Origin of the sequence: Microbacterium sp. Marseille-Q6648 (assembly GCF_943181415.1) — a bacterium.
Taxonomy (GTDB): Bacteria; Actinomycetota; Actinomycetes; order Actinomycetales; family Microbacteriaceae; genus Microbacterium.
The window spans coordinates 243,128-263,450 of sequence record NZ_CALPBZ010000006.1; the positions used below are offsets into that span (position 1 = coordinate 243,128).

The 20,323-nt window shown below is 69.7% G+C and carries 22 protein-coding genes; 13 read left to right on the forward strand and 9 right to left on the reverse strand.

Annotated features, from left to right (window positions below):
• Positions 1-66 precede the first annotated feature (66 nt).
• Genes NFR93_RS15480 through NFR93_RS15490 form a run of 3 tightly spaced genes read right to left on the reverse strand, consistent with a single transcriptional unit; the run spans position 67 to position 2,980 of the window.
• On the reverse strand, positions 67-954 hold the full coding sequence (locus NFR93_RS15480) for an ABC transporter permease (protein ID WP_251455346.1): 888 nt from the start codon (positions 952-954) through the stop codon (positions 67-69).
• Positions 951-1,700: an ABC transporter ATP-binding protein gene (locus NFR93_RS15485; protein WP_251455347.1), complete on the reverse strand. Its 750-nt coding sequence runs from the start codon at positions 1,698-1,700 to the stop codon at positions 951-953. Before NFR93_RS15485 ends, NFR93_RS15480 begins: the two co-directional genes overlap by 4 nt.
• The gene (locus NFR93_RS15490; protein WP_251455348.1) at positions 1,697-2,980 is read right to left on the reverse strand and encodes an amidohydrolase family protein; all 1,284 of its coding nucleotides are present in this window, start codon (positions 2,978-2,980) and stop codon (positions 1,697-1,699) included. The genes NFR93_RS15485 and NFR93_RS15490 overlap by 4 nt, the downstream gene beginning before the upstream one ends.
• 186 nt (positions 2,981-3,166) lie before the next feature.
• Here NFR93_RS15490 and NFR93_RS15495 point away from each other — a divergent pair, with 186 nt between their 5' ends.
• Complete coding sequence (locus tag NFR93_RS15495) at positions 3,167-4,153, forward strand: PDR/VanB family oxidoreductase (RefSeq protein ID WP_251455349.1); 987 nt, start codon at positions 3,167-3,169, stop codon at positions 4,151-4,153.
• 9 nt (positions 4,154-4,162) lie between these two features.
• Here NFR93_RS15495 and NFR93_RS15500 read toward each other — a convergent pair whose 3' ends face one another.
• Positions 4,163-5,494, reverse strand: a complete 1,332-nt coding sequence (locus tag NFR93_RS15500) for an amidohydrolase family protein (protein ID WP_251455350.1) — start codon at positions 5,492-5,494, stop codon at positions 4,163-4,165.
• 112 nt (positions 5,495-5,606) lie between these two features.
• The gene (locus NFR93_RS15505; RefSeq protein WP_251455351.1) at positions 5,607-5,792 is read right to left on the reverse strand and encodes a DUF3073 family protein; all 186 of its coding nucleotides are present in this window, start codon (positions 5,790-5,792) and stop codon (positions 5,607-5,609) included.
• A gap of 183 nt (positions 5,793-5,975) precedes the next feature.
• Between NFR93_RS15505 and NFR93_RS15510 the strand changes: the two genes are divergently transcribed.
• On the forward strand, positions 5,976-6,515 hold the full coding sequence (locus NFR93_RS15510; protein WP_251455352.1) for a universal stress protein: 540 nt from the start codon (positions 5,976-5,978) through the stop codon (positions 6,513-6,515).
• 8 nt (positions 6,516-6,523) lie between these two features.
• Here NFR93_RS15510 and NFR93_RS15515 read toward each other — a convergent pair whose 3' ends face one another.
• The gene (locus NFR93_RS15515; protein ID WP_251455354.1) at positions 6,524-7,135 is read right to left on the reverse strand and encodes a PadR family transcriptional regulator; all 612 of its coding nucleotides are present in this window, start codon (positions 7,133-7,135) and stop codon (positions 6,524-6,526) included.
• Positions 7,135-7,959: a DUF4097 family beta strand repeat-containing protein gene (locus NFR93_RS15520; RefSeq protein ID WP_251455355.1), complete on the reverse strand. Its 825-nt coding sequence runs from the start codon at positions 7,957-7,959 to the stop codon at positions 7,135-7,137. Before NFR93_RS15520 ends, NFR93_RS15515 begins: the two co-directional genes overlap by 1 nt.
• A 152-nt stretch (positions 7,960-8,111) precedes the next feature.
• Between NFR93_RS15520 and NFR93_RS15525 the strand changes: the two genes are divergently transcribed.
• A complete protein-coding gene (locus tag NFR93_RS15525) occupies positions 8,112-8,885 on the forward strand; it encodes a MerR family transcriptional regulator (RefSeq protein WP_251455401.1) in 774 nt (257 codons plus the stop codon).
• A 55-nt stretch (positions 8,886-8,940) separates the two neighbouring features.
• Here the strand turns inward: NFR93_RS15525 and NFR93_RS15530 are convergent, their stop codons facing one another.
• Positions 8,941-10,167 (reverse strand): ROK family protein, encoded by a 1,227-nt coding sequence (locus tag NFR93_RS15530; RefSeq protein WP_251455356.1) that lies wholly within the window; start codon positions 10,165-10,167, stop codon positions 8,941-8,943.
• A 165-nt stretch (positions 10,168-10,332) separates the two neighbouring features.
• On the opposite strand from NFR93_RS15530, the gene NFR93_RS15535 reads away from it, so the two are divergent.
• The 4 genes from NFR93_RS15535 to NFR93_RS15550 are packed head-to-tail and all read left to right on the forward strand — an operon-like array spanning position 10,333 to position 15,195.
• Positions 10,333-11,604: an ABC transporter substrate-binding protein gene (locus NFR93_RS15535; RefSeq protein WP_502846315.1), complete on the forward strand. Its 1,272-nt coding sequence runs from the start codon at positions 10,333-10,335 to the stop codon at positions 11,602-11,604.
• On the forward strand, positions 11,601-12,512 hold the full coding sequence (locus NFR93_RS15540; RefSeq protein WP_251455358.1) for a carbohydrate ABC transporter permease: 912 nt from the start codon (positions 11,601-11,603) through the stop codon (positions 12,510-12,512). Before NFR93_RS15535 ends, NFR93_RS15540 begins: the two co-directional genes overlap by 4 nt.
• On the forward strand, positions 12,512-13,423 hold the full coding sequence (locus tag NFR93_RS15545; protein ID WP_251455361.1) for a carbohydrate ABC transporter permease: 912 nt from the start codon (positions 12,512-12,514) through the stop codon (positions 13,421-13,423). The genes NFR93_RS15540 and NFR93_RS15545 overlap by 1 nt, the downstream gene beginning before the upstream one ends.
• Positions 13,420-15,195 (forward strand): glycoside hydrolase family 13 protein, encoded by a 1,776-nt coding sequence (locus tag NFR93_RS15550; RefSeq protein WP_502846311.1) that lies wholly within the window; start codon positions 13,420-13,422, stop codon positions 15,193-15,195. The genes NFR93_RS15545 and NFR93_RS15550 overlap by 4 nt, the downstream gene beginning before the upstream one ends.
• Before the next feature lie 93 nt (positions 15,196-15,288).
• On the opposite strand, the gene NFR93_RS15555 is transcribed toward NFR93_RS15550, so the two are convergent.
• Entirely contained in the window at positions 15,289-15,453 is a 165-nt protein-coding gene (locus NFR93_RS15555) for a hypothetical protein (RefSeq protein WP_251455363.1), read from the reverse strand.
• A gap of 223 nt (positions 15,454-15,676) precedes the next feature.
• Here NFR93_RS15555 and NFR93_RS15560 point away from each other — a divergent pair, with 223 nt between their 5' ends.
• From NFR93_RS15560 to NFR93_RS15585, 6 genes are all read left to right on the forward strand, one after another.
• Complete coding sequence (locus NFR93_RS15560; protein ID WP_251455364.1) at positions 15,677-16,564, forward strand: SDR family oxidoreductase; 888 nt, start codon at positions 15,677-15,679, stop codon at positions 16,562-16,564.
• 37 nt (positions 16,565-16,601) lie between these two features.
• A complete protein-coding gene (locus tag NFR93_RS15565; protein ID WP_251455365.1) occupies positions 16,602-16,871 on the forward strand; it encodes a DUF7218 family protein in 270 nt (89 codons plus the stop codon).
• A gap of 22 nt (positions 16,872-16,893) precedes the next feature.
• The gene (locus NFR93_RS15570) at positions 16,894-17,862 is read left to right on the forward strand and encodes a DNA topoisomerase IB (RefSeq protein WP_251455367.1); all 969 of its coding nucleotides are present in this window, start codon (positions 16,894-16,896) and stop codon (positions 17,860-17,862) included.
• A 24-nt stretch (positions 17,863-17,886) separates the two neighbouring features.
• On the forward strand, positions 17,887-18,300 hold the full coding sequence (locus NFR93_RS15575) for a fluoride efflux transporter FluC (protein WP_251455369.1): 414 nt from the start codon (positions 17,887-17,889) through the stop codon (positions 18,298-18,300).
• Positions 18,297-18,677 (forward strand): fluoride efflux transporter CrcB, encoded by a 381-nt coding sequence (gene crcB, locus NFR93_RS15580; protein ID WP_251455378.1) that lies wholly within the window; start codon positions 18,297-18,299, stop codon positions 18,675-18,677. The genes NFR93_RS15575 and crcB overlap by 4 nt, the downstream gene beginning before the upstream one ends.
• A gap of 100 nt (positions 18,678-18,777) precedes the next feature.
• Positions 18,778-20,323 (forward strand): efflux RND transporter permease subunit (locus NFR93_RS15585; protein ID WP_251455380.1); only part of this gene is annotated, 1,546 nt, incomplete at its 3' end.

Sequence of the window (20,323 nt, forward strand, 5' to 3'; positions counted from 1 at the left end):
AGGGGTGGGACGGGTCTGGATGACGGAGCGGCTCGGCAGAGCGAGCGGGCACCGTGGGCGGGGGCGTCAGCGGCCCTTCCAGCCGAAGAGGCGCCCGACGACGGCGCGGTCGAGGGCCGCGAAGATCGAGAAGACGAGCACCCCGAACAGGGCGGTGAAGATGATCGCCAGGAACAGCGACTCCATGTTCAGCCGCAACGTGTAGGTGCGGAGGAGCCCTCCGATGCCCTGCGAGCCCTGCTGGAAGAAGAAGTCGCCGACGATCGCGCCGATGACCGACAGGCCCGCGGCGTTTCGCAGTCCCGTGAAGATGGCGGGGATCGCGGCGGGCAGCTGCAGCTTGGTCAGTCGCTGCCATCTCGACGCCTTGTTCAGCGTGAACAGATCGTGCGCGCTGGCCTCGGCGGACTGCAGGCCGAAGAGCGTGTTCGAGATCATCGGGAAGACCGCGATGATGACGCACACCACGATGCGCGCGGGGATGCCGTAGCCCATCCAGATTCCGATGAGCGGCGTCAGGGCCAGGATCGGGATGGTCTGCAGGATCACGGCGTACGGATAGAGGATGCGCTCAGCGATGCGCCACTGCGACATCAGGATCGCCCAGCCCATGCCGATCGCGACGGCCAGGGCCAGCCCGATGAGCGCGACGGATGTCGTCTGGCCGAGCGCGACGAGCATGGGCCCGATGATCTGCGGATTGCCGAGCGTCTCGGCGACGACCTGATGCGGCGGGGGCAGCAGGAATCGACGCGATTCGCTCAGCAGCAGGTACGACACGGCATACCACAGCACCAGGATGCCGACGATGGCCAGGACGATCGGCAGCGCACGCGACCCGGCTGCGCCGGCCGCGCGCGAGAAGGACGGCGGTGCGCTGATCGGGGCCGCCGCGGCGACCACCGGGGCCTGAGCGGCCGGCGCGGCCGGTGCGACGAGTGTCTTCTCGCTCACGAGTGCTCCTCCAGCGTCTTCGAGAGATGACCCGCGATGCGCCCGAACTCGGGGTCGTAGCGCAGCTCGGGCGGACGGGGATAGGACCAGGGAAGCTCGATGTCCTCGACGATCCGGCCGGGGCGCCCGCTCATGACGAGCACCCGGCTGGACAGGTACACCGCTTCCGAGATCGAGTGGGTGATGAACATGGCGGCGAAGGACTTGAGCTGGAAGATCCGCTGCAGCTCGGTCTGCATCTTCAGCCTCGTGATCTCGTCGAGGGCGCCGAACGGCTCGTCGAAGAGGGCGAGCTGGGGCTCGGCCACGAGCGCCCGCGCGATCGACACGCGCATCCGCATGCCGCCGGACAGGGCGCGGGGATGCTGCTTCTCGAAGCCGCTGAGCCCCACGAGCGCGAGTGCCTCGCGAGCCCGTTCGGCGCGCTCCGCTGCGGGGACGCCGGCGAGTTCGCCCACGAGTTCCACGTTCTTCTGCGCCGAACGCCACTCCAGGAGGGTGGCGTCCTGGAAGACGAAGCTGGTCACCGCCGCGTCGACCTCGAGGCTGCCGGCGCTGATGGTGTCGAGGCCCGAGGCGAGTCGGAGGAGCGTCGACTTGCCGCAACCGGACGGCCCGACCACCGAGACGAACTCGCCGCGCGAGATCGAGAGCGAGACGTCGGCGAGGGCACGGGTGCCGGTGGCGAAGTCCTTCGTGACGCCGTCCAGGCGAAGGGTCGGGGCGGTGGTGGTGAGAGGTGTCATGCGGTGACCTCGCTTCTTTCGCGCACGGGGAGGGCTGCGGAACTGACGGCACGGGTCGCGACGACCATGCCGTTTCGGACGACGACCCGGTCGGGTGCGCGCTCGGCAAGCGCTTCGGCGACCGAGCCCGCGCGGACGAGGAGCATGTCGGCGGTGTCGCCGGCCCGGCCGTGGGCGTCGGGCAGCCCGAGCAATCCGCGTCCGGACGACACCACCTGCCACGCCGCCCGTGGCGGGAGGTGGCCGGCGAGGACGAGCGCTGCAGCGACATCGACCATGTCGCCGTTGCCGAGGGGGTTGAACGGGTCCTGCACGTTGTCGCCCCCCGCTGCGAGGTCCACGCCCGCCTCGAGGATGGCCGCGAGCGGCGGGAGGGCCCGCGGCGTGGCGACGGGATGCTCCCAGCCCTGCAGATAGAGGTTCGTGAGGGGGTTGGTGACGATGCTGACCTTCGCCGACGCGGCCAGTTCGAGCACGGCGGCCAGGGTGTCGGCGGGCTGCACCGCCAGGCTGACGCAGTGGCCCGCGGAGCGGGTCATGTGCGCCGGCCAGTCCGCGGTGCGCCGGGCGAGGTGGGCTAGGTCGAGGGAGGCGGCGTTGAGAGTCTCGTCCGTGTGCAGGTCGATGCCGATCCCCGCGGCCTCGGCGTGCGCGGCTGCTCGCTCGATCTCGGCGCGGGGGTCCTCACTCAGGTGAGGGGCGGCGCCCACGAGGTCGGCGCCGAGCGCGATGGCGTCGCGGATGAGACCGTCGTCGGTGAACTGGCCGTGCATCGCGACGACCTGCAGGTCGACGAGCCCGCCGTACGCGGCCCGCGCGTCGATGACGGCACGCAGACCGCGCAGCGGATCGGGTCCCTCGTGATAGTTCACGTGGGTGCGGACGGCCGTGACCCCGGACCGCAGCGCCGCGTCGAGCTGGCGACGCGCGTGGGCGGCGATCTGCTCCTCGCGAAGCGTCGCGCCGTGCTGCTGCCAGCACGCCACCGCATCCTCCAGCGATCCCTCGGGCTCGCCGAACATGCGCCAGGTGTAGGCCTTGTCGATGTGGGCGTGCAGGTCAGCGGCCGGCGGGAGCAGCATCCAGCCGTCGGCATCGATGTCCGCGCCGCCGTCATCGAGTCGCGGCGCCGCCGTCAGGGCGCCGTCTGTCACGGTGCCATCTGTCACGATGCCGTCGGCGATGCCGAGGGTGACGGCGGTGCCGTCCGGCAGCCTGACGCCGCGGAGTCGGCCGATCTGCTGCCCGGGCGCCAGATCTGCGGGGCGGATGGGGAGCATGAGCGCCTTTCGCGAGAGGTTCGTGGTCGTGGCATTCTGTTGGCGTGACCAACAACCGTCATTCAACGCCGGGTGTGTTTCGGCTGCGGGCGGCCCGTGTTGCGGACTCGTTAAGCCTGGGCTGAACACCTGGCCGGTGCCCGCCGGTCCGCTTAGCGTGCGATCACCACCGAATGAGGAGATTGAGTGAGCTACTTCAGCGATGTCGAGCGCGACCTCGTGGTCGCCGGACGCACCGAGCTGGCGGACGGGGTCGTCGCGCTCGACCTGGTGTCGCACAACGGGCGAGACCTGCCGGCCTGGACGCCCGGCTCCCACGTGGACGTGATCTTCCCCGCACTCACAGACGCGGAGCCGCTGGAGAGGCAGTACTCGCTGTGCGGCGATCGCGGCGACCGCGGCTCCTGGCGCGTGGCGGTCCTGCGCGAGGGCGACGGCCGCGGCGGCTCGCTGCGCCTGCACGACACGGTGGCGGTGGGGGATCGGCTCCGCGTCCGCGGCCCGCGCAACCACTTTCCGTTCGATCCGGTGTCCGGGACGACGTACCGCTTCGTCGCCGGCGGGATCGGGATCACGCCGCTGACGTCGATGGTCGCTGCCGCCGATGCCGCGGGTGTCGAGTGGACGCTGGACTACGCCGGCCGGTCTCGCAGCGCGATGGCCTTCGCGCACGACCTCGTCTCGCGGCATCCCTCTCGCGTGCGCCTGCACGCCGCCGATGAGGGGTCACGACTGGACGCGGCGGCACTCGCGCGCGAGAGCGGCGGCGACACGGTCATCTACGCGTGCGGGCCCGCTCGTCTGCTCGAGGCTCTGGAGGGCGCCTTCGCGGATGCCGGGGACGACGTGCTGCACGTCGAGCGGTTCGAGGCGAAGGAGTACGGCGACCCGGTCTGGTCCGATGCCTTCGACGTCGAGCTCGCCCTGACCGGAAGCGTCGTCACGGTCTCGCCCGGGGTCTCGGTGCTGGACGCCATCCGCGAGCAATCGCCCGAGACGACGGTGCTCTCGAGTTGCCGACGCGGCACCTGCGGCACGTGCGAGGCTCCCGTCCTCGAGGGGGAGGTCGAGCACCGCGATTCGATCCTGACCCCGGTCGAGCGGGAGGAGTCGGCGGTCATGATGGTGTGCGTGTCCCGCGCGGCGTGCCCGCGCATCGTGCTCGACCTGTGAGGCGGGACGCTATCGCCCGAGTCGTCGCTCCATCGCGGCGACGAGCTCGTCCTCGTTCGCGGTGACGAGCCGGTAGTCCCGGACGACCACGTGTCCGCCCACGATCACGTGCCGCGGGCGACGCCCGGGAGAAGCCCACAGCAGCCCGGCGATGGGGTCGGCGACGCCGGCATCGGCGACCCCTGCGACGTCCCACACGCACGCATCGCCTCGCGCACCGGGACGCAGGTGCCCGATGTCGTCGCGGCCGAGACCGAGGGCTCCGTCCTCGGTCGCCATCGCGAGCACGGTTCGTGCGGGCAGCTGCGGCCCGACCAGACTCGACACCTGCATCGCCAGTCGCGCGTCGGCGAGGAGATGGCCGGCGTCGTTCGAGCCGCCTCCGGAGGTGCCGAGGCCCACGACGACCCCGGCGGCGCGCAGGCGCGCGACGGGTGCCACGCCCCACCCCATCGGCACGTCGCATCCGGGCGCGTGAGTGCCCGCAACCCCCCTGTCGGCGAGAAGCTGGATCTCGGCGTCGGTTACGTCGCACAGGTGGGCGATCGTGACGTCCGGGGCCAGCCATCCCCACTCGTCGAGCAGGTCGAGGGGCCGGCGGCCGTAACGGGCGAGCGCGATCTCGGTGTCGACCTGCTCGTTTGCCTGTGTCCGGCGGCGGAGGCCGTGACGAGCGGCGACCTCGCCCAGTGCGCGGAACGTGGCCTCGGAATCGGAGTGCACGCCGGCCGGTCCCACGGCGATCTGTCGTCGACCGTCGCCGCTCACGCCGCCGGCGTGGTCGTGGCCGAGCAGGTCCGCGACGATGGCGTCGGCGCTGCACGCGGCGAGCTCGGGGGCGTCGCGCGCCGTGCCGCGGACGAACACCAGGCGGGTGCCGAGGGTCTCGGCGGTATCGGCGATCGCGCGGGCGATCCCGACGGTGTCACCGACGGGGTCGTCGCTGCCGGAAGGATCCGGCCAGTTCAGCTGATGGTCCGCGACGGTGGTCACTCCGGACAGCAGCGACTCGGCCAGACCAACGGCAGCGGTCGTGCGCGTGAGCGCCGCGTCGATCCCGGCGGAGGCGTAGGCCGCAGCCATCGCGGGCAGCCAGTCCCGCATGGCGGCTCCTCGCGTGCCGGGCAGGGTGCGGAATCCGGACTGGAGGAGGTGGTGATGGGCGTTGACGAGCCCGGGCGTGATCACGCACCCTCGGACGTCGAGCTCCTCCGATCCCGGGGCGCCGTGTGCGACGATCGTGCCGCCGCCGCCGATGGCCAGCTCCGCACCGTTCTCCGCGTCGGAGCTCTGCGCGCGAGGATCTACGAGGATGCGGGAGGCACCGACCAGAGTGAGCATCTGACGTTCGTACCACGTCCGTGTGTCAGGCGATCGACATCCCGGGGGCGCGCGCGATGCGCACGAAAGGCCGCCGCGAATGCGGCGGCCGGGAGAAGGACGGACGAGGCGGTCAGGCTCGTTCTAGCTCGTCCTCGTCCTCGTCTTCGTACTGGTCGGCCCACTTGTCGACGAGAGCGTCGTCGTCGGTGGGGTGCCCGAGCTCACGCTCGAGCGCCGCGTAGTTGACGCTGTACGTGTCGTACTTCAACTCGCGGGCGATCTTGGTGTGCTTCGCCTTCTGACGGCCACGCCCCATGCGAGACCCCCTCATTTCACCAGTCGCGGGCTGTACGCGGGGGAATTCCGCTTCAGACAAACCCGGGCATTCACGTAATCCGGCTGCGCCGGGAAGAGTAGCATTCAGAATACCACGGTGCTCCGGCGCCCCGGCGGGGGATGTCCCAAGCCCGTGATCACGACGACGAAGGGGCGAGCGGACATGGCCGACGAGGCATACGGAGTCGATCGGGTGGTGGCCAGTGATGCCGCCACGCAGGGAGCGGTCATCGCGGGGATCATTCCGGGGCAATCGCCTCGCGTTCTGAAGGAAGCCGCCCGCTACGCCTCCCTGCTGAAGGCCCCGCTGCTGGTCGTCCACGTGGACGTCACCCGTTTCGTGACGTATGAGGACCCCGACGGCTACGTGCATTCCGCGCCGATCGACATCGACATCTCCTCGGGAGAGACCGACCTCGTCGAGGTCCGCCGTCTCGCGGACTCGCTCCTGTCGGGACATGATCTGCAGTGGAGCGTCCAACAGCTGGTGGGCGACCCCGCCTTGGCCATGAAGCACCTCGCCGAGAAGATCGACGCGAAGCTGCTGGTCGTCGGTACGCGCAAGCGGGGGATCGGCGAGTCGATACGGGAGTTCTTCACCGGATCGGTCGCCGCCCGCCTGGCCCACCGTCAGCCCCGGCCGATCCTCGTCGTGCCGCTGGGCGAGCCCGTGGCGGACGACGAGGAGATCTGGCCGGTCTGACGTCGGGCTCAGCCCTTCACGCTGCGGATCACATCGTCGGCGAGCCGCTCCAGGTCCGCGACGAAGCGGTCCACCGTCTCGGTCGGGAGGGCACCGCCCTTGGCGACATGCGTTCGCAGGTCGGTCCGCACGCGTGCGCGGAACTCGTTCACCGCGGCATCCGCTCGATGCAGCTGCTCGCGGCTGCGCACCTTCGGATCCTCGGGTCCGCGCGGGGCGGCGGGGCTCTCGCGCTCTTCGCGGCTGGCGGCGGCGAGGTCGGCACGAAGGCTCTTCATCGCCTCGCGCACGCTGCCGCGCACTTCGTCGGCGATGAGCCGCACGGAATCGGCGAGGTTCGCCTCGATGCCCTCGAGTTCGCCCGCGCGGGCGCCCACTTCGGCGCGGCCGGCGTCGGTGATCTCGTAGACCGTCTTGCGGCCGTCCACGGACTTCGTCACCAGCCCCTCCTCCTCGAGCTTGGCCAGGCGCGGATACACGGTGCCGGCGCTCGGGGTGTAGGTGCCTCCGGTGCGGTCGGACAGCGCCTGCATGATGTCGTAGCCGTGTCGGGGTCCCTCATCGAGCAGGTTGAGCAGGTACAGGCGGAGGTCGCCGTGCGAGAAGACCGGGGGAGCCATCAGGACACCCCTCCCTCCGCCTGGCGACGGAGCACGGTGAGATCGCCCGAGACGGAGTGCAGTCGCACGTCCGCGAAGGTGCCGCTGAGCTCGCCGACCGAGCCGGTCCAGCTCGTGGGGCCGGTACCGGAGCGGGTGACGCCGTCGACCTGCACGCGGCCGCTGACCGAGCGCATGACGTAGTTGGCGGCCAAGCCGTCGTCCAGGCGGGCCGTGATGTTGCCGCTGACAGTGTTGACGCCTGCGGATTCCAGGACGCCGGCAGAGTCCACGAGCACGGATCCCGAGACGGTGTCGACGCTCGCCTTGCGCAAATGGCCGGTGGCGGCGACGTCGCCTGAGACGCTGTTGGCGCTCAGGGCGCCGACCAGCTGGCGGATCTGCACGTCGCCCGAGACGGCGTTGGCGGTCAGGTCGCCGGTGAGCCCGTCGACGATGATGTCGCCCGAGACGGTGTTCACTCGCGCGTCGGTGGTGAGCCCCGACACGAGCGCACTGGCCGACACCACGCCGAGGTTCAGTGCGACCTCGCGGGGCACGGCGACGCTGATCTCGGCTTTGGGGCCGCCCGAGCCGAAGTTGCGGAAAACCTCGAGGAAGTTGTCCCAGCGCAGCTGCGGGTGGTCGATCTCGACCACGTCGCCGGTGACCTCGATGCGGAGGTCCTTGGTCGTCACGGCGTGCACTTCGATGCGAGCGCCGGGCTCGTCGTGGGCGACGACGTCGATCTGACCGCCGACGAGGCCGACCTTCAGTTTGCGGACGGTTTCGAGGTCGATCACGCGGGTCTCGCCCGGGTGGATGATCCACTTCTCGAGGGTCATGTCTCCTCCAAAGAGTTCTGCCATGTCGAGATATATCGCGACTTGGCGAGGCTAACACGATATATCGCGATCGTCCAGAGATGCCGTGCGGAAGTGCCTTGACATTGACGCAACGGCAACCTCTACCGTCGTCTTCACAGGGGGTGATCGCCGTGGAATGGTCGATCCAGCAGATTGCGAAGCTGACGGGCACGACAAGCCGTGCCCTGCGGCATTACGCGGAGCTCGGACTCCTCGCGCCGAGCCGTGTCGGCGTCAACGGCTACCGGTACTACGACGCGACGGCGCTGGTGAGGCTGCAGCGGATCCTGCTGTTACGGGAACTGGGCCTCGGTCTCACGGCCATCGCGCAGGTGCTGGAACGGGACACCACGCAGCAGCAGGCGCTGCAGTCCCACCTGGCGTGGCTTCGAGACGAGCAGCATCGCCTCGAGCGTCAGATCCGCTCCGTGGAGTCCACCCTCGACGCACTCGAGAAAGGAGAGCAGCCGATGGCTGAGCAGATGTTCGACGGTTTCGACCACACCGTCCACAAAGAAGAGGTCGAACAGCGCTGGGGGGCGAAGGCGTACGCCGACGGCGACCGCTGGTGGCGCGGCATGAGCGAGCAGGACCGCGCGGCGTGGAAGCGGCGCAGCTCCGACCTCGCGGCGGCGTGGATCGTCGTCGCCGAGAGCGGCGTGACGCCCGATTCGCCCGAGGCGCAGGCGGTGGCTGCCCGGCACGCGGAGTGGCTGCGCTCGGTTCCGGGCACTCCGGCCGACTCGGGGGATCCTGCCGACCTTGCGGGCTACCTGCGAGGGCTCGGCGAGATGTACGTCGCGGATCCCCGGTTCGGTGCGAACTACGCCACGGCCCGTGGCGGCGCGCACGGCGCCGAGTTCGTCCGCGACGCGCTCTCGGCATACGCAGACACGCTCCGTTAGCGCCCGATGGCCGGAACGGATGCCGCGATGAACGCACGGGCGGTCGCGGCATCCGTCATGCCGTCGTCGCGACGGGGTCGCCTGCCGCCATCGTGCGCGACCCGGCCCAGCGGGCGCCGAGGTCGAGCACGCCCGTTCGCCCGGCTTCCAGTGCGGCGGAGACCGCGCCGATGCACACGACGTCGACACCGAGCGTCGAGGCGACGAGCTCCGGGGCGGGGAGGTCGAGCTCGCGGGGCAGCGACGCCCGTGCGGCCCGGACGAGGTCGGCGGCGTCCTCGGCCGTCATCCCCGACAGCACGACTCGGCGGGGATCGAAGAGACTGCCGAACACGCCCGTGATGATGCCGAGCACCCGTCCCGCCCGCGCGACGACGGACTGTGCGTGCGGGTCGCCGCGACGGGCGTCGGCGAGGACGGCTCTGCCGTCGGGCGCGATCGTCGACGGGGGAGTTGCCGGAGCATCCTCGCTCGCCCACACGCCGATTCGTCCGATCAGGCCACCCGCGTCGTCGACGCCTGCGACGTGATCGAAGGCCACCATCTCGGCGACGCCGCCGTGCGCGCCCCGCAGCAGATTTCCGTCGACCACGGCTCCCGCACCCAGAAATTCACCGCTGAGGATCGTGACGTAGTCGCTCACGCCCGCCGCGGCGCCGACAGATCCCTCTGCCACCGCGGCGAGCGACGCATCGTTCGACACGCGGACGAGGGGCACCCACGCTCCGAAGAGCTCTGCGAGGTCGGGGTTCATGCGGCGCCAGAAGCCATTGCGGTGCGGCGGGGAGGCACCTGTCGCATCGACCGGTGCGGGCACGCCCGCGCATAGTGCGAGCACGTCCGATCGCCTGCGCCCCGCCGCGCGGAGGGCGTCGTCCACCGCCGCCGTCGCCGCAGCTCGTCGCTGCTCGGGGGAGTCGTGATCGAGGTCGGTGTCGGTGTGCTCAAGCGTCAGCATCCGTCCGCGCAGATCGGCCACCGCGGTCGTGATGTGGTCCGGCCCGACGTCGGTCCCCACGACGACCGCGGCGTCGGCGCGCAGCTCGAAGCGCCGTGCCGGCCGGCCCTTCCGGTAATCGCCTACGGAGCGGGCGTTGGGCAGTTCTGTGAGCAGCCCGATTCCGACGAGCTCCTCGATGACGTCGATGGTCGTCGATCGCGTGAGACCGACTGCCGACATGGCGTCGCTCGCGGTGAAGACCTCCGCATCCCAGGCGTACGCGAGTACGCCGTCGAGGCTCGCGCGGCGCACTGCCGCTGCGGGTGAGCTCGGGGTCGACACGGGTATTGACCTTTCAGTCGTCACCCTGCATTATGGACCACGTCAATTTGATTCGTGTAGTAAATCTACTCATCGAACCAACGGGTCGTCGCTGTCGACGGCCCTGGAGAGGACAGCAACGTGGCTGATGCATTCCGACGAACGAGAGGCCGGGTCTCGAACGCCCTGGCCCTCGGTGTGCTCGGGTCCCTGGTCGGCACCCTTCTCGTGGGGTGCTCCGCGGATGGACGCGAGACGATCCGCTTCACCTTCAGCAAACGTGAGGCGCTCGAGTTCATGAATGAACTGGTGGCGGACTACAACGCGTCCCAGGATGCGGTCCGCGTCGAGATGGACACGTCCGGGGTGGACGTCGTCTCAGCGAGCTTCGTGCGGGGCAACCCGCCCGACATCATGCTCGCCAACTACAACTTCGAGGTCGCCAGATTCGTGCAGCGTTGCGCGCTGAGCGACCTCTCCGGCACGGAAGCCGCTGCCACCGTCCGTGAAGACCTTCAGCCTCTGATGGACCAGTACGGCAGCTGTGAAGGCCGCATCAGCGCGCTTCCCTACTCGGTCATGGCGGCGTCCGTCATCTACAACAAGGAGATCTTCGCCGAGAACGACCTGGAAGTCCCCCAGACATGGAGCGAACTGCTCGAGGTCTGCGACGCCCTTGAGGAAGCGGGGGTCGCACCGTTCTATGCCACCTTCAAGGATGACTGGACGGTGGGTCAGGGTTGGTACGACTACTCGGTCGGCGGATCGATCGACGTGCTGGAGTTCTTCGATCAGATGAACGCCGAAGGGACCGCCGTCGGTCCGGACTCGACAGTGTCCTTCCAGAAGGACTTCGCCGATCCGGTCGAGAAGATGACCCAGCTGGCCACGGAGTACGTGAACGAGGACGCGCCGAGCCGGGGCTACGGTGACGGGAACCTCGCCTTCAGCAACGGCGAGGCGGCCATGTACCTGCAGGGGCCATGGGCATTCGGCGAGATCGCCAAGACAGCGCCCGACCTCGATCTGGGGACATTCCCGCTGCCGCTCACCGAGGACCCCGAGGATCTCAAGGTCCGCGTCAACATGGACCTGGCGGCGATGATCCCGGAAGGATCCGGGCACAAGGAGGCCGCGCGGGACTTCCTCGAGTACCTCTACCTGCCCGAGAACATCGAGGCCTACAACGAGGCGCAGCTCGGCTTCGCTCCCACCACGGATGCGCCCGCCCCGGACGACCCCCGCATCGAGGGGATGATCGAGTACTACGAGGACGGCCGCATCTACCAGGGGCCATCCGTGCTCGTGCCGCGGACCATGCCCATCTTCAACTACGCGCAGGCGATGGTGCTCGGGTCCGACCCGTCCCGAGTGCTGCGCACCATGGACGCGGACTGGGCGCGCATCGCCTTCCGCGCGCCGATCGTCGCGAACCACACAGAGGAGTCCACGCGATGAGCGCGACCACCACCATCGTCACGTCCGGGAACAGCAGGGCGCGGCGCAGCACGCGACGCGTCGAGCCGATCTACTACCTGTTCCTGCTGCCGAGCCTCGTGCTCTTCACCCTGGCCATCACGGTTCCCGGTGTGATCGGGATCTTCTTCAGCTTCACCGACTCCATCGGGATCGGCGCGTGGAGCTTCAACGGGCTGACGAACTACATCGCCCTGTTCAGCGACCCCGCCATCCTGCAGAGCTATCTGTTCACGTTCGGTTTCGCGGTGGCCACCGTCATCGTCGTCAACGTGCTGGCCTTCCTGCTCGCTGTGGGCTTGACCGCACGTATCCGGTTCAAGACCGGGCTCCGTGCGATCTTCGTGATCCCCATGGTGATCTCGGGCATCATCATCGCGTACGTCTTCAACTTCCTCTTCTCCAACTCGGTGCCCACTGCGGCGGGCGCACTCGGCATCCCCTTCCTCCAGACCAGCCTGCTCGCCAATCCCGATCTCGCCTGGATCGCGATCGTGATCGTCACGGCGTGGCAGGCGATTCCCGGCACCCTGCTCATCTACATCGCCGGCCTGCTGTCCATCCCCGGTGACGTGTACGAAGCGGCGGATCTGGACGGCGCGTCCAAGTCCCAGCAGCTGGTGCGGATCACCCTTCCGCTGGTGGCCGGCTACGTCGTGATCAACGTGATCCTCGGCTTCAAGGGGTTCCTGAACGCCTACGACATCATCGTCGGTCTCACCAACGGCGGACCGGGAACCGCGACGCGAAGCATCGCGATGACGATCATCGCCGGCTTCAACGGCGGCGACTACGCCTACCAGATGGCCAACGCGACCATCTTCTTCATCGTGGCCGTGCTCATCTCGGTCTTGCAGCTCTCGCTCACGCGCGGAAGGAACCAGTTCTGATGACCACCACACAGCCGGCCCTCGCCTTCGAACAGGCCGATGTCTCTGTCGGGCTGCAGAAGTCGCGGTCCTCACAACGCTCCAAGCGCACCGAACGGGTGAACTGGTCGACGACGATCATCCTCATCCTCTGCGCCGTGACCGTGCTGCTGCCGCTGTACGTCACGATCTCGATGGCGTTCAAGACGACGGACCAGGCCGTCGACGGCAACGCCTTCTCGCTCCCGGCGCCGTTCAGCATCGACGGCTTCGCCCAGGCGTGGAACCTGACGAAGTTCCCCGTCGGCGCCGCGATCTCGCTTTTCGTGACGGCCGGCACGGTCATCGCGACCATCATCCTCGCCGCGTTCGCCTCGTACGCGATCGTGCGCAACTGGGACCGCCGGCTGTTCCGGTACTCGTTCTTCTACCTGCTCGCCGCGATGTTCATCCCGTTCCCGGTCGTCGCACTTCCGCAGATCCAGCTCACCGGACGGGTGGGACTCGACAACCCCCTGGGTGTGGTGATCCTCGCGACGATGTTCCAGCTGAGCTTCAGTGTGCTGCTGTTCACGGCGTTCCTGCGCTCGATTCCGCTCGAACTGGAGGAGAGCGCCCGCATCGACGGCGCGTCGACGTGGCAGACGTTCTGGCGGGTCATCTTCCCGTTGCTGGCCCCGATGAGCGCCACCGTCGGCATCTTCGCGTTCCTCTACGCGTGGAACGACTTCATGATGCCGTCGCTGATCATCTCCGACCCGGCGTTGCAGACCCTCCCCGTGCGGCAGAACCTGTTCCAATCCCAGTTCAGCAACAACTACAACGTCTCGTTCGCGTCGTACCTGATGGCCATGGCCCCCGCGATCGTCGTGTACCTGTTCACCCAGCGCTGGGTGATGGAGGGCGTGACGCAGGGCGCCGTCAAGGGATGAGCCCGAACCGAACCCGGCCCCCTCACACCGCGGGACCGCCCGCCGGACACCCCGGCTCCACCCAGAAAGGACACCCACCCGTGACCACCGTCACCGGAACCGACTCCGCCCGCCACGACTCCGACGAGCTCCTGCCGCCGTGGTGGCGTCAGGCGACCGTCTACCAGATCTACCCCCGCAGCTTCGCCGACGGCGACGGCGACGGCATCGGCGACATCCCCGGCGCCCTCTCGCGGGTGCCGTACCTCGCCGAACTCGGCATCGACGCGGTGTGGCTCAGCCCGTTCTACCCGTCCGAGCTCGCCGACGGCGGCTACGACGTGGCGGACTACCGCGACGTCGACCCGCGCCTGGGAACCCTCGACGACTTCGACGCCCTCGTCGCCGCACTGCACGAGCGCGGCATCCGGGTCGTCGTCGACATCGTCCCGAACCACACCTCCGACCAGCACGCGTGGTTCCAGGAGGCGCTGGCCGCAGGCCGGGGGTCCGCGGCGCGCGAGCGCTACATCTTCCGCGACGGCACCGGACCGGACGGCTCCGAGCCCCCGACGGACTGGGACAGCATCTTCGGCGGGTCGGCGTGGGAACGGGTCGCCGACGGGCAGTGGTATCTGCACAACTTCGCCGTCGAGCAGCCCGACCTCAACTGGTCGAACCCCGAGGTGCGTGCGGACTTCGTGCGCACCCTGCGCTTCTGGTCTGATCGCGGCGTCGACGGGTTCCGCATCGACGTGGCGCACATGCTCACCAAGGACATGACCGAGCCTCTGCTGTCGAAGGCGGAGCTCGAGGCGCTGCCGAAGGACGGCAACCACCCGATGATCGACCGCGACGACGTCCACGAGGTCTATGCCGAGTGGCGCCAGGTGTTCGACGAGTACGACCCGCCGCGCACCGCGGTCGCAGAGGCGTGGGTCGATCGCTCCCGGATCCCGTTGTATGCGCGGGCGGAGAGCCTCGGCCAGGCGTTCAACTTCGACCTGCTGCAAGCGGACTTCGACGCGCGCCAGTTCCACACGATCGTGGACGACAATCTTGCGCTCGCGGCGAGCTCGGGCTCGTCGACCACGTGGGTGCTGTCGAACCACGACGTGGTGCGTCACGCCACCCGCTACGGTCTGCCCGACGCCGAACGGACCGAGACGGGCGCGCCGACACGCAAGCACGGCAACGAGTGGCTGCTCTCGGGCGGGCGCGAGCCCGCGCTCGACCGCGAGAAGGGCCTGCGCCGCGCCCGCGCCGCCGCGCTCTTCCTGCTCGGTCTCCCCGGCTCGGCATACCTCTATCAGGGGGAGGAGCTCGGGCTGCACGAAGTGGCCGACATCCCGGACGCGCAGCGGCAGGATCCCACCTTCTTCCGCAGCCCGGGGGAGGACGTGGGTCGAGACGGATGCCGCGTGCCGCTGCCCTGGACCGCGGACGGCGCGTCGCTCGGTTTCGGCACCGGCGGAGCCCATCTGCCGCAGCCGGAGTGGTTCGCCGCGAGCGCCGCGGATGTCCAGGACGACGACCCCGACTCCACGCTCACGATGTACCGCCGCGCCCTCGCGCTGCGCCACGAGCTGCAGACGGACGAGCATCTCGAATGGGTCGACACGGGCGAGGCCGACGTGCTGCGATTCCGCCGCCCCAACGGCTGGGAGGTCGTGACGAACTTCGGCACGCAGCCGCACGCCCTCACGCCCGGGCGCGAGATGCTGCTGGCCAGCGGCCCGGTCGACACCGACGTGGTCCCGGGCGAGACGACGGTGTGGCTGGCGCCGGCCTGATCCGACCCCGCCGCGAACGCATGTGAAAAGACGGATGCCGCGCCCCGACTCGGGGGGCGCGGCATCCGTTGGTTCAGCCGATGGCGGGGTCGATCAGGGGCGGCGACCGCCGCTGATGACCCGGAACAACAGCACGATGAGGGCGATGACCCCCACGATGAGGGCGACCCAGAGCAGCCAGCTCAGGGCTTCGCCGAGTCCACCGACGATCGCCAGGATGATCGCCACGACGATGATGATGATGAGGGCGAGGTTCATGCGAGTATCTCCTTCGCTAACCGGTCTCGTGGGGGTACGGGTCCGGATGCCTCGTGGGCATGACATGAGAGTGTCACCCCGCGGCGCCGCAGCGTAGGGGGTTGACGAGCGCAGATGCACGGTGCTAGTTCCCAGCGGACTCCCAGCCTGGAGCCGATAAACCTCGCCGCGAGCGCTGTCAAGCCCCCGAGCGGCGGGCGCGCACGCGTCGTAGCCTGCGGACATGACCCAGCCGCCGATGACCGACCCCACCCGCAAGCACCACTCGGAGGGCTTCCCGGCGCAGTCGCAGGAGCAGCCCGGCCTCACCGGGGAGATGACTCCGACTCCGGACCACGGAGAGCGGACGTACCAGGGCTCGCTCGACCTGAGCGGGCGACGCGCGCTCATCACCGGCGGCGACTCCGGCATCGGCCGCGCCATCGCCATCGCGTTCGCGCGCGAGGGCGCGGACGTCGCCATCGCCCACCTGCCCGAAGAGCAGGAGGACGCCGACGACACGCTGCGGTGGGTCACGGAGACCGGGGCAAAGGGGCTCAGCATCCCGGGCGATCTGCTGGACGAGGAGTACTGCGCCGACATCGTCGAGCGCACCATCGCGGAGTTCGGCGGGCTCGACGTGCTCGTGCTGAACGCCGCGTACCAGAAGGACCGCGAGGGTGTCGAGTCGCTGCAGACCGCAGAGTTCGATCGGGTGTTCCGCACCAACCTGTATGCGCCGATCTTCACCGCCCGCGCCGCCGTGCCGCATCTCGAGCCCGGCGCGTCCATCATCGTCACCACCTCGATCCAGGGCTTCGACCCGTCGCCCTCCCTCGTCGACTACGCCATGACCAAGGCCGCGCAGGTGGCGTTCGTCAAGGCGCTCGCCGAGGAGCTCGGGCCCCGCGGCATCCGGGTGAACGGCGTCGCCCCCGGACCGATCTGGACCCCCCTGATCCCGGCGACCGGGTGGGATGCCGAACGGCTCGCCACCTTCGGGCAGGACACCCCGCTCGGCCGCGCCGGCCAGCCGGCAGAGCTGGCCGCGGCCTACGTCTACCTCGCCGGCGAGGGTGCCTCGTACGTGTCGGGGGCGATCCTCCCCGTCACCGGCGGGCGAGGACTGTGACCAGCCCTGATCACGACGCGAGAGGAAGGGAGCGATCATGCCGAAGGGACGCGGATCGTCGAGTCTGAAGGATCCGGAGCTGTACGAAGAGCTGCGCAAGGACGGAGCGACCAAGGAGAAAGCGGCTCGCATCTCGAATGCCGCGGCCGCGCAGGGGCGCTCGGCCGTCGGCCGCCGCGGCGGCGCGGCCGAGGACTACGAGGAGCGCACGGTGCCGGAACTCAAGAAGCGCGCGAAGGAACTCGGCCTGTCGGGCTACTCGGGCAAACGCAAGTCGGAACTGATCGATATGCTCCGTAACCGGTGATCCGGCACCACGAGGAGGGCGCATGCCGAGACTGAGGCGTGTGCGCCCTGGGGCGGATGCCGGATTCCGCCGTGTCCGCGCCGGAAGCGGATTCCGCTACCTCGACGCGCGAGGCAAGCCCGTGGCCGACCGCCACGTCGAGCGGATCAAAGCGCTGGTCCTGCCTCCGGCGTGGGAGGACGTGTGGATCTGCGCCGATGAGGACGGGCACATCCAGGCCGTCGGCACAGACGAGGCCGGACGCCGCCAGTACCGGTACCACGACGCGTGGAGCGAAGGCCGCGACCGCGGCAAGTACGCGCGGGCGCTGCAGCTCGCCGAGGCGCTCCCTCGTGCCCGCGCCCGCGTGACGACGTCGCTGCGCCGCGACGCCCTCGACCGCGAGCGGGTCCTGGCGGTCGCGTTCCGGCTGCTCGACCAGGCCGCCCCCCGCATCGGCTCGGAGCGCTACTTCGCCGCCCATGGCAGCCGAGGACTCACGACGCTGCAGCGTCGCGACGCGACGGTCGCGGCATCCGTGATCTCGTTGACGTTCCCGGGCAAGAGCGGCAAACGGCAGACCCTGTCGGTCGACGACGCCGAGCTCGCGGCCGTCGTGGAGCTGCTCGCCGCCGGCCGTCCGAGGTCGCCGCTGCTGGCGTGGGAGCGCGGGCGCCGTCGGGTGCCGCTGACTCCCACCGACGTGAACGCGTACGTGCGCTCGCTCACCGGCGGGGCCTTCACCGCGAAGGACTTCCGCACCCTGCGCGGGACGATCCTGGCGGCCGAAGCGCTCGCTCGGATCGGAACGGTCGACACCAAGACCCAGCTGAAGCGCGCCGAGACGCTCGCCGTGAGGGCGACCTCGGAGGCGCTCGGGAACACCCCCGCGGTGGCCCGCAACTCCTACATCGACCCGCGGGTGTGGAAGCGCTATCGCGACGGTCAGCTTCTGGATCTCTCGATCTCGCCCGAGTCCGCGATCCGCGCTCTGCTGCGCCCGGGTCGCTGAGGCGGGCGGCGCTAGCGTAGGTCCATGCCCTCGCCCGTCGACCCGCGCATGCTCGCGGCCGTCGTCGCCGGAGGCGCGCTCGGGGTGCTCGCGCGCGCGGTGATCCTCGCGCCGGTCTCGGACCCGGCTGCGGTGCCGTGGGCCACGTTCGGCGCCAACGTCGCCGGGTCGCTCCTCCTCGGCGTCGTGGTCGGTTGGCTCGATGACCGGCGCCCGCGGCTGCGCGCGTTCCTGGGCACCGGGGCGCTGGGCGGCTTCACGACCTACAGCGCGTTCGCGGTCGAGGCGGCCGTCTGGGCGGCCGCGCCGTGGTCGGCGCTCGGTCTCGCCGCGGCATCCGTCGTCGTCGGTGTGGCCGGAGCCGTCGTCGGGCTCTTCCTCGGCCGGCGACTGGCCGACGCCCCCGGGCGCATCGAGCCGGCCGAGGACGCCGAGTGAGCCCCGGGCTGCTGGCGCTCGTCGCCGTCGCGGGCGGAGTCGGCGCGGGGCTGCGCTACGTGGTCGATCGGATGCTGGCCCCTCGGCCCGGGGGCTTTCCCCGCGGCATCCTCGTCGTGAACATCACCGGGTCGTTCGCCCTCGGACTGCTCACCGGCCTCGGCACCGCGGTGGTCGCGCCGGATGTCCTCGCCGTCGTCGGCGTCGGGCTGCTCGGCGGCTACACGACCTTCAGCACGGTGTCGGTCGAGACCGTGCTGCTCGCGCAGCGGCGGCGTCGTGGTCAGGCGATGGCGAACCTCCTCGGCACCCTGGTGCTCGCCATCGCGGCGGCGGCGGCCGGGCTGTGGATCGGTGTCCTGCTCGCGCCGGCCTGAGGGTGCCATCCGGCCGGGGCCGGGTGAGCGCGTGGAATACTGAAACCCGATACATCCGCGTATCGATTGCCCCGGCAATCCTCCGATTCGAAGGCGCTCCGTGTCGAACCTCGCCGTCCTGAGCCTCAGAAACCGCGCTCTGATCGCGCTCATCACGATCGTGGCCGCCGTCTTCGGCGGGCTCGCGCTGAACGGGCTGAAGCAGGAACTGATCCCCTCGATCGAGTTCCCGCAGCTCGTCGTCGTCTCGACCTACCCCGGCGCGTCGCCCGAGGTCGTGAACAACGACGTCTCGACCCCGATCGAGAGCGCGATCCAGGGGGTGCCCGGGCTCGAGGCCACCAGCGCCACCAGCACCACGAACGCCTCGGTGATCCAGGCCTCGTTCACCTACGGCACCGACCTCGCGACCGCAGAGCAGAAGATCAACCAGGCCATAAACCGCATCGCGGATCAGCTTCCCGACAGCGTCGACCCCACGGTGCTCTCGGCGAGCATCGACGACTTCCCGGTCATCCAGCTCGCCCTCACCGGCTACGAGGATGCCGAGGCCGTCCAGTCGCAGCTCGAGGCGAGCGTCATCCCCGAACTCGAGGACGTCGACGGCGTCAACTCCGCCGAGATCGTCGGCGGGGTTGGGCAGCGCATCACCATCACCCCCGACCAGGACGCGCTCGCCGGGGCCGGCTTCGGCCAGGAGGACATCACCGACGCGCTCGACCAGAACGGCGTGCTCTTCCCCGGCGGCGAGATCACCGAGGACTCCGAGACGCTGACGGTGCAGACCGGAACGAAGATCACCTCGGTCGACGAGATCGCCGCACTGCCGCTCGTGCCCTCGAACGCCGAGCAGCTGGCCGCCGGCCAGACCACGATCGCCGACGTCGCGGAGGTCGCCCGCGAGGCCGATCCCACCACGACGATCTCGCGGGTGGACGGCGAGCCGGCCCTCACGATCGCGGTGACGAAGCTGCCCGCCGCCAACACCGTGGACGTGTCGCACGGCGTCCTCGACGCGCTCCCCGCTCTCGAGGACGCGCTCGACGGCGCGACCTTCACGGTGGTGTTCGACCAGGCCCCGTACATCGAGGAGTCCATCGAGACCCTCGCCGTCGAGGGGATGCTGGGCCTCGTCTTCGCCGTCCTGGTGATCCTGGTGTTCCTGATGTCGGTGCGCTCGACGCTCGTCACCGCGATCTCGATCCCGACCAGCGTGCTGATCACCTTCATCGGGATCCAGGCGTTCGGGTACTCGCTGAACATCCTCACCCTGGGTGCGCTGACGATCTCGATCGGTCGGGTCGTCGACGACTCGATCGTCGTGATCGAGAACATCAAGCGCCACTATGTGGGGGATGCCGACAAGCTGGCCTCCATCAAGCTGGCGGTGCGCGAGGTCGCGACCGCCATCACCTCCTCGACCATCACGACCGTGGCCGTCTTCCTGCCCATCGCGTTCGTGGGCGACATCACCGGAGAGCTCTTCCGGCCGTTCGCCCTGACGGTGACGATCGCGATGTCGGCGTCGCTGCTGGTGGCGCTCACGATCGTGCCGGTGCTGGCGTACTGGTTCCTCCGCCCCGGCAAGCCGCTGCGGGACGCCGCGGGCAACCCCGCGACCGCCACGGTCACGGTCCAGGTCGCAC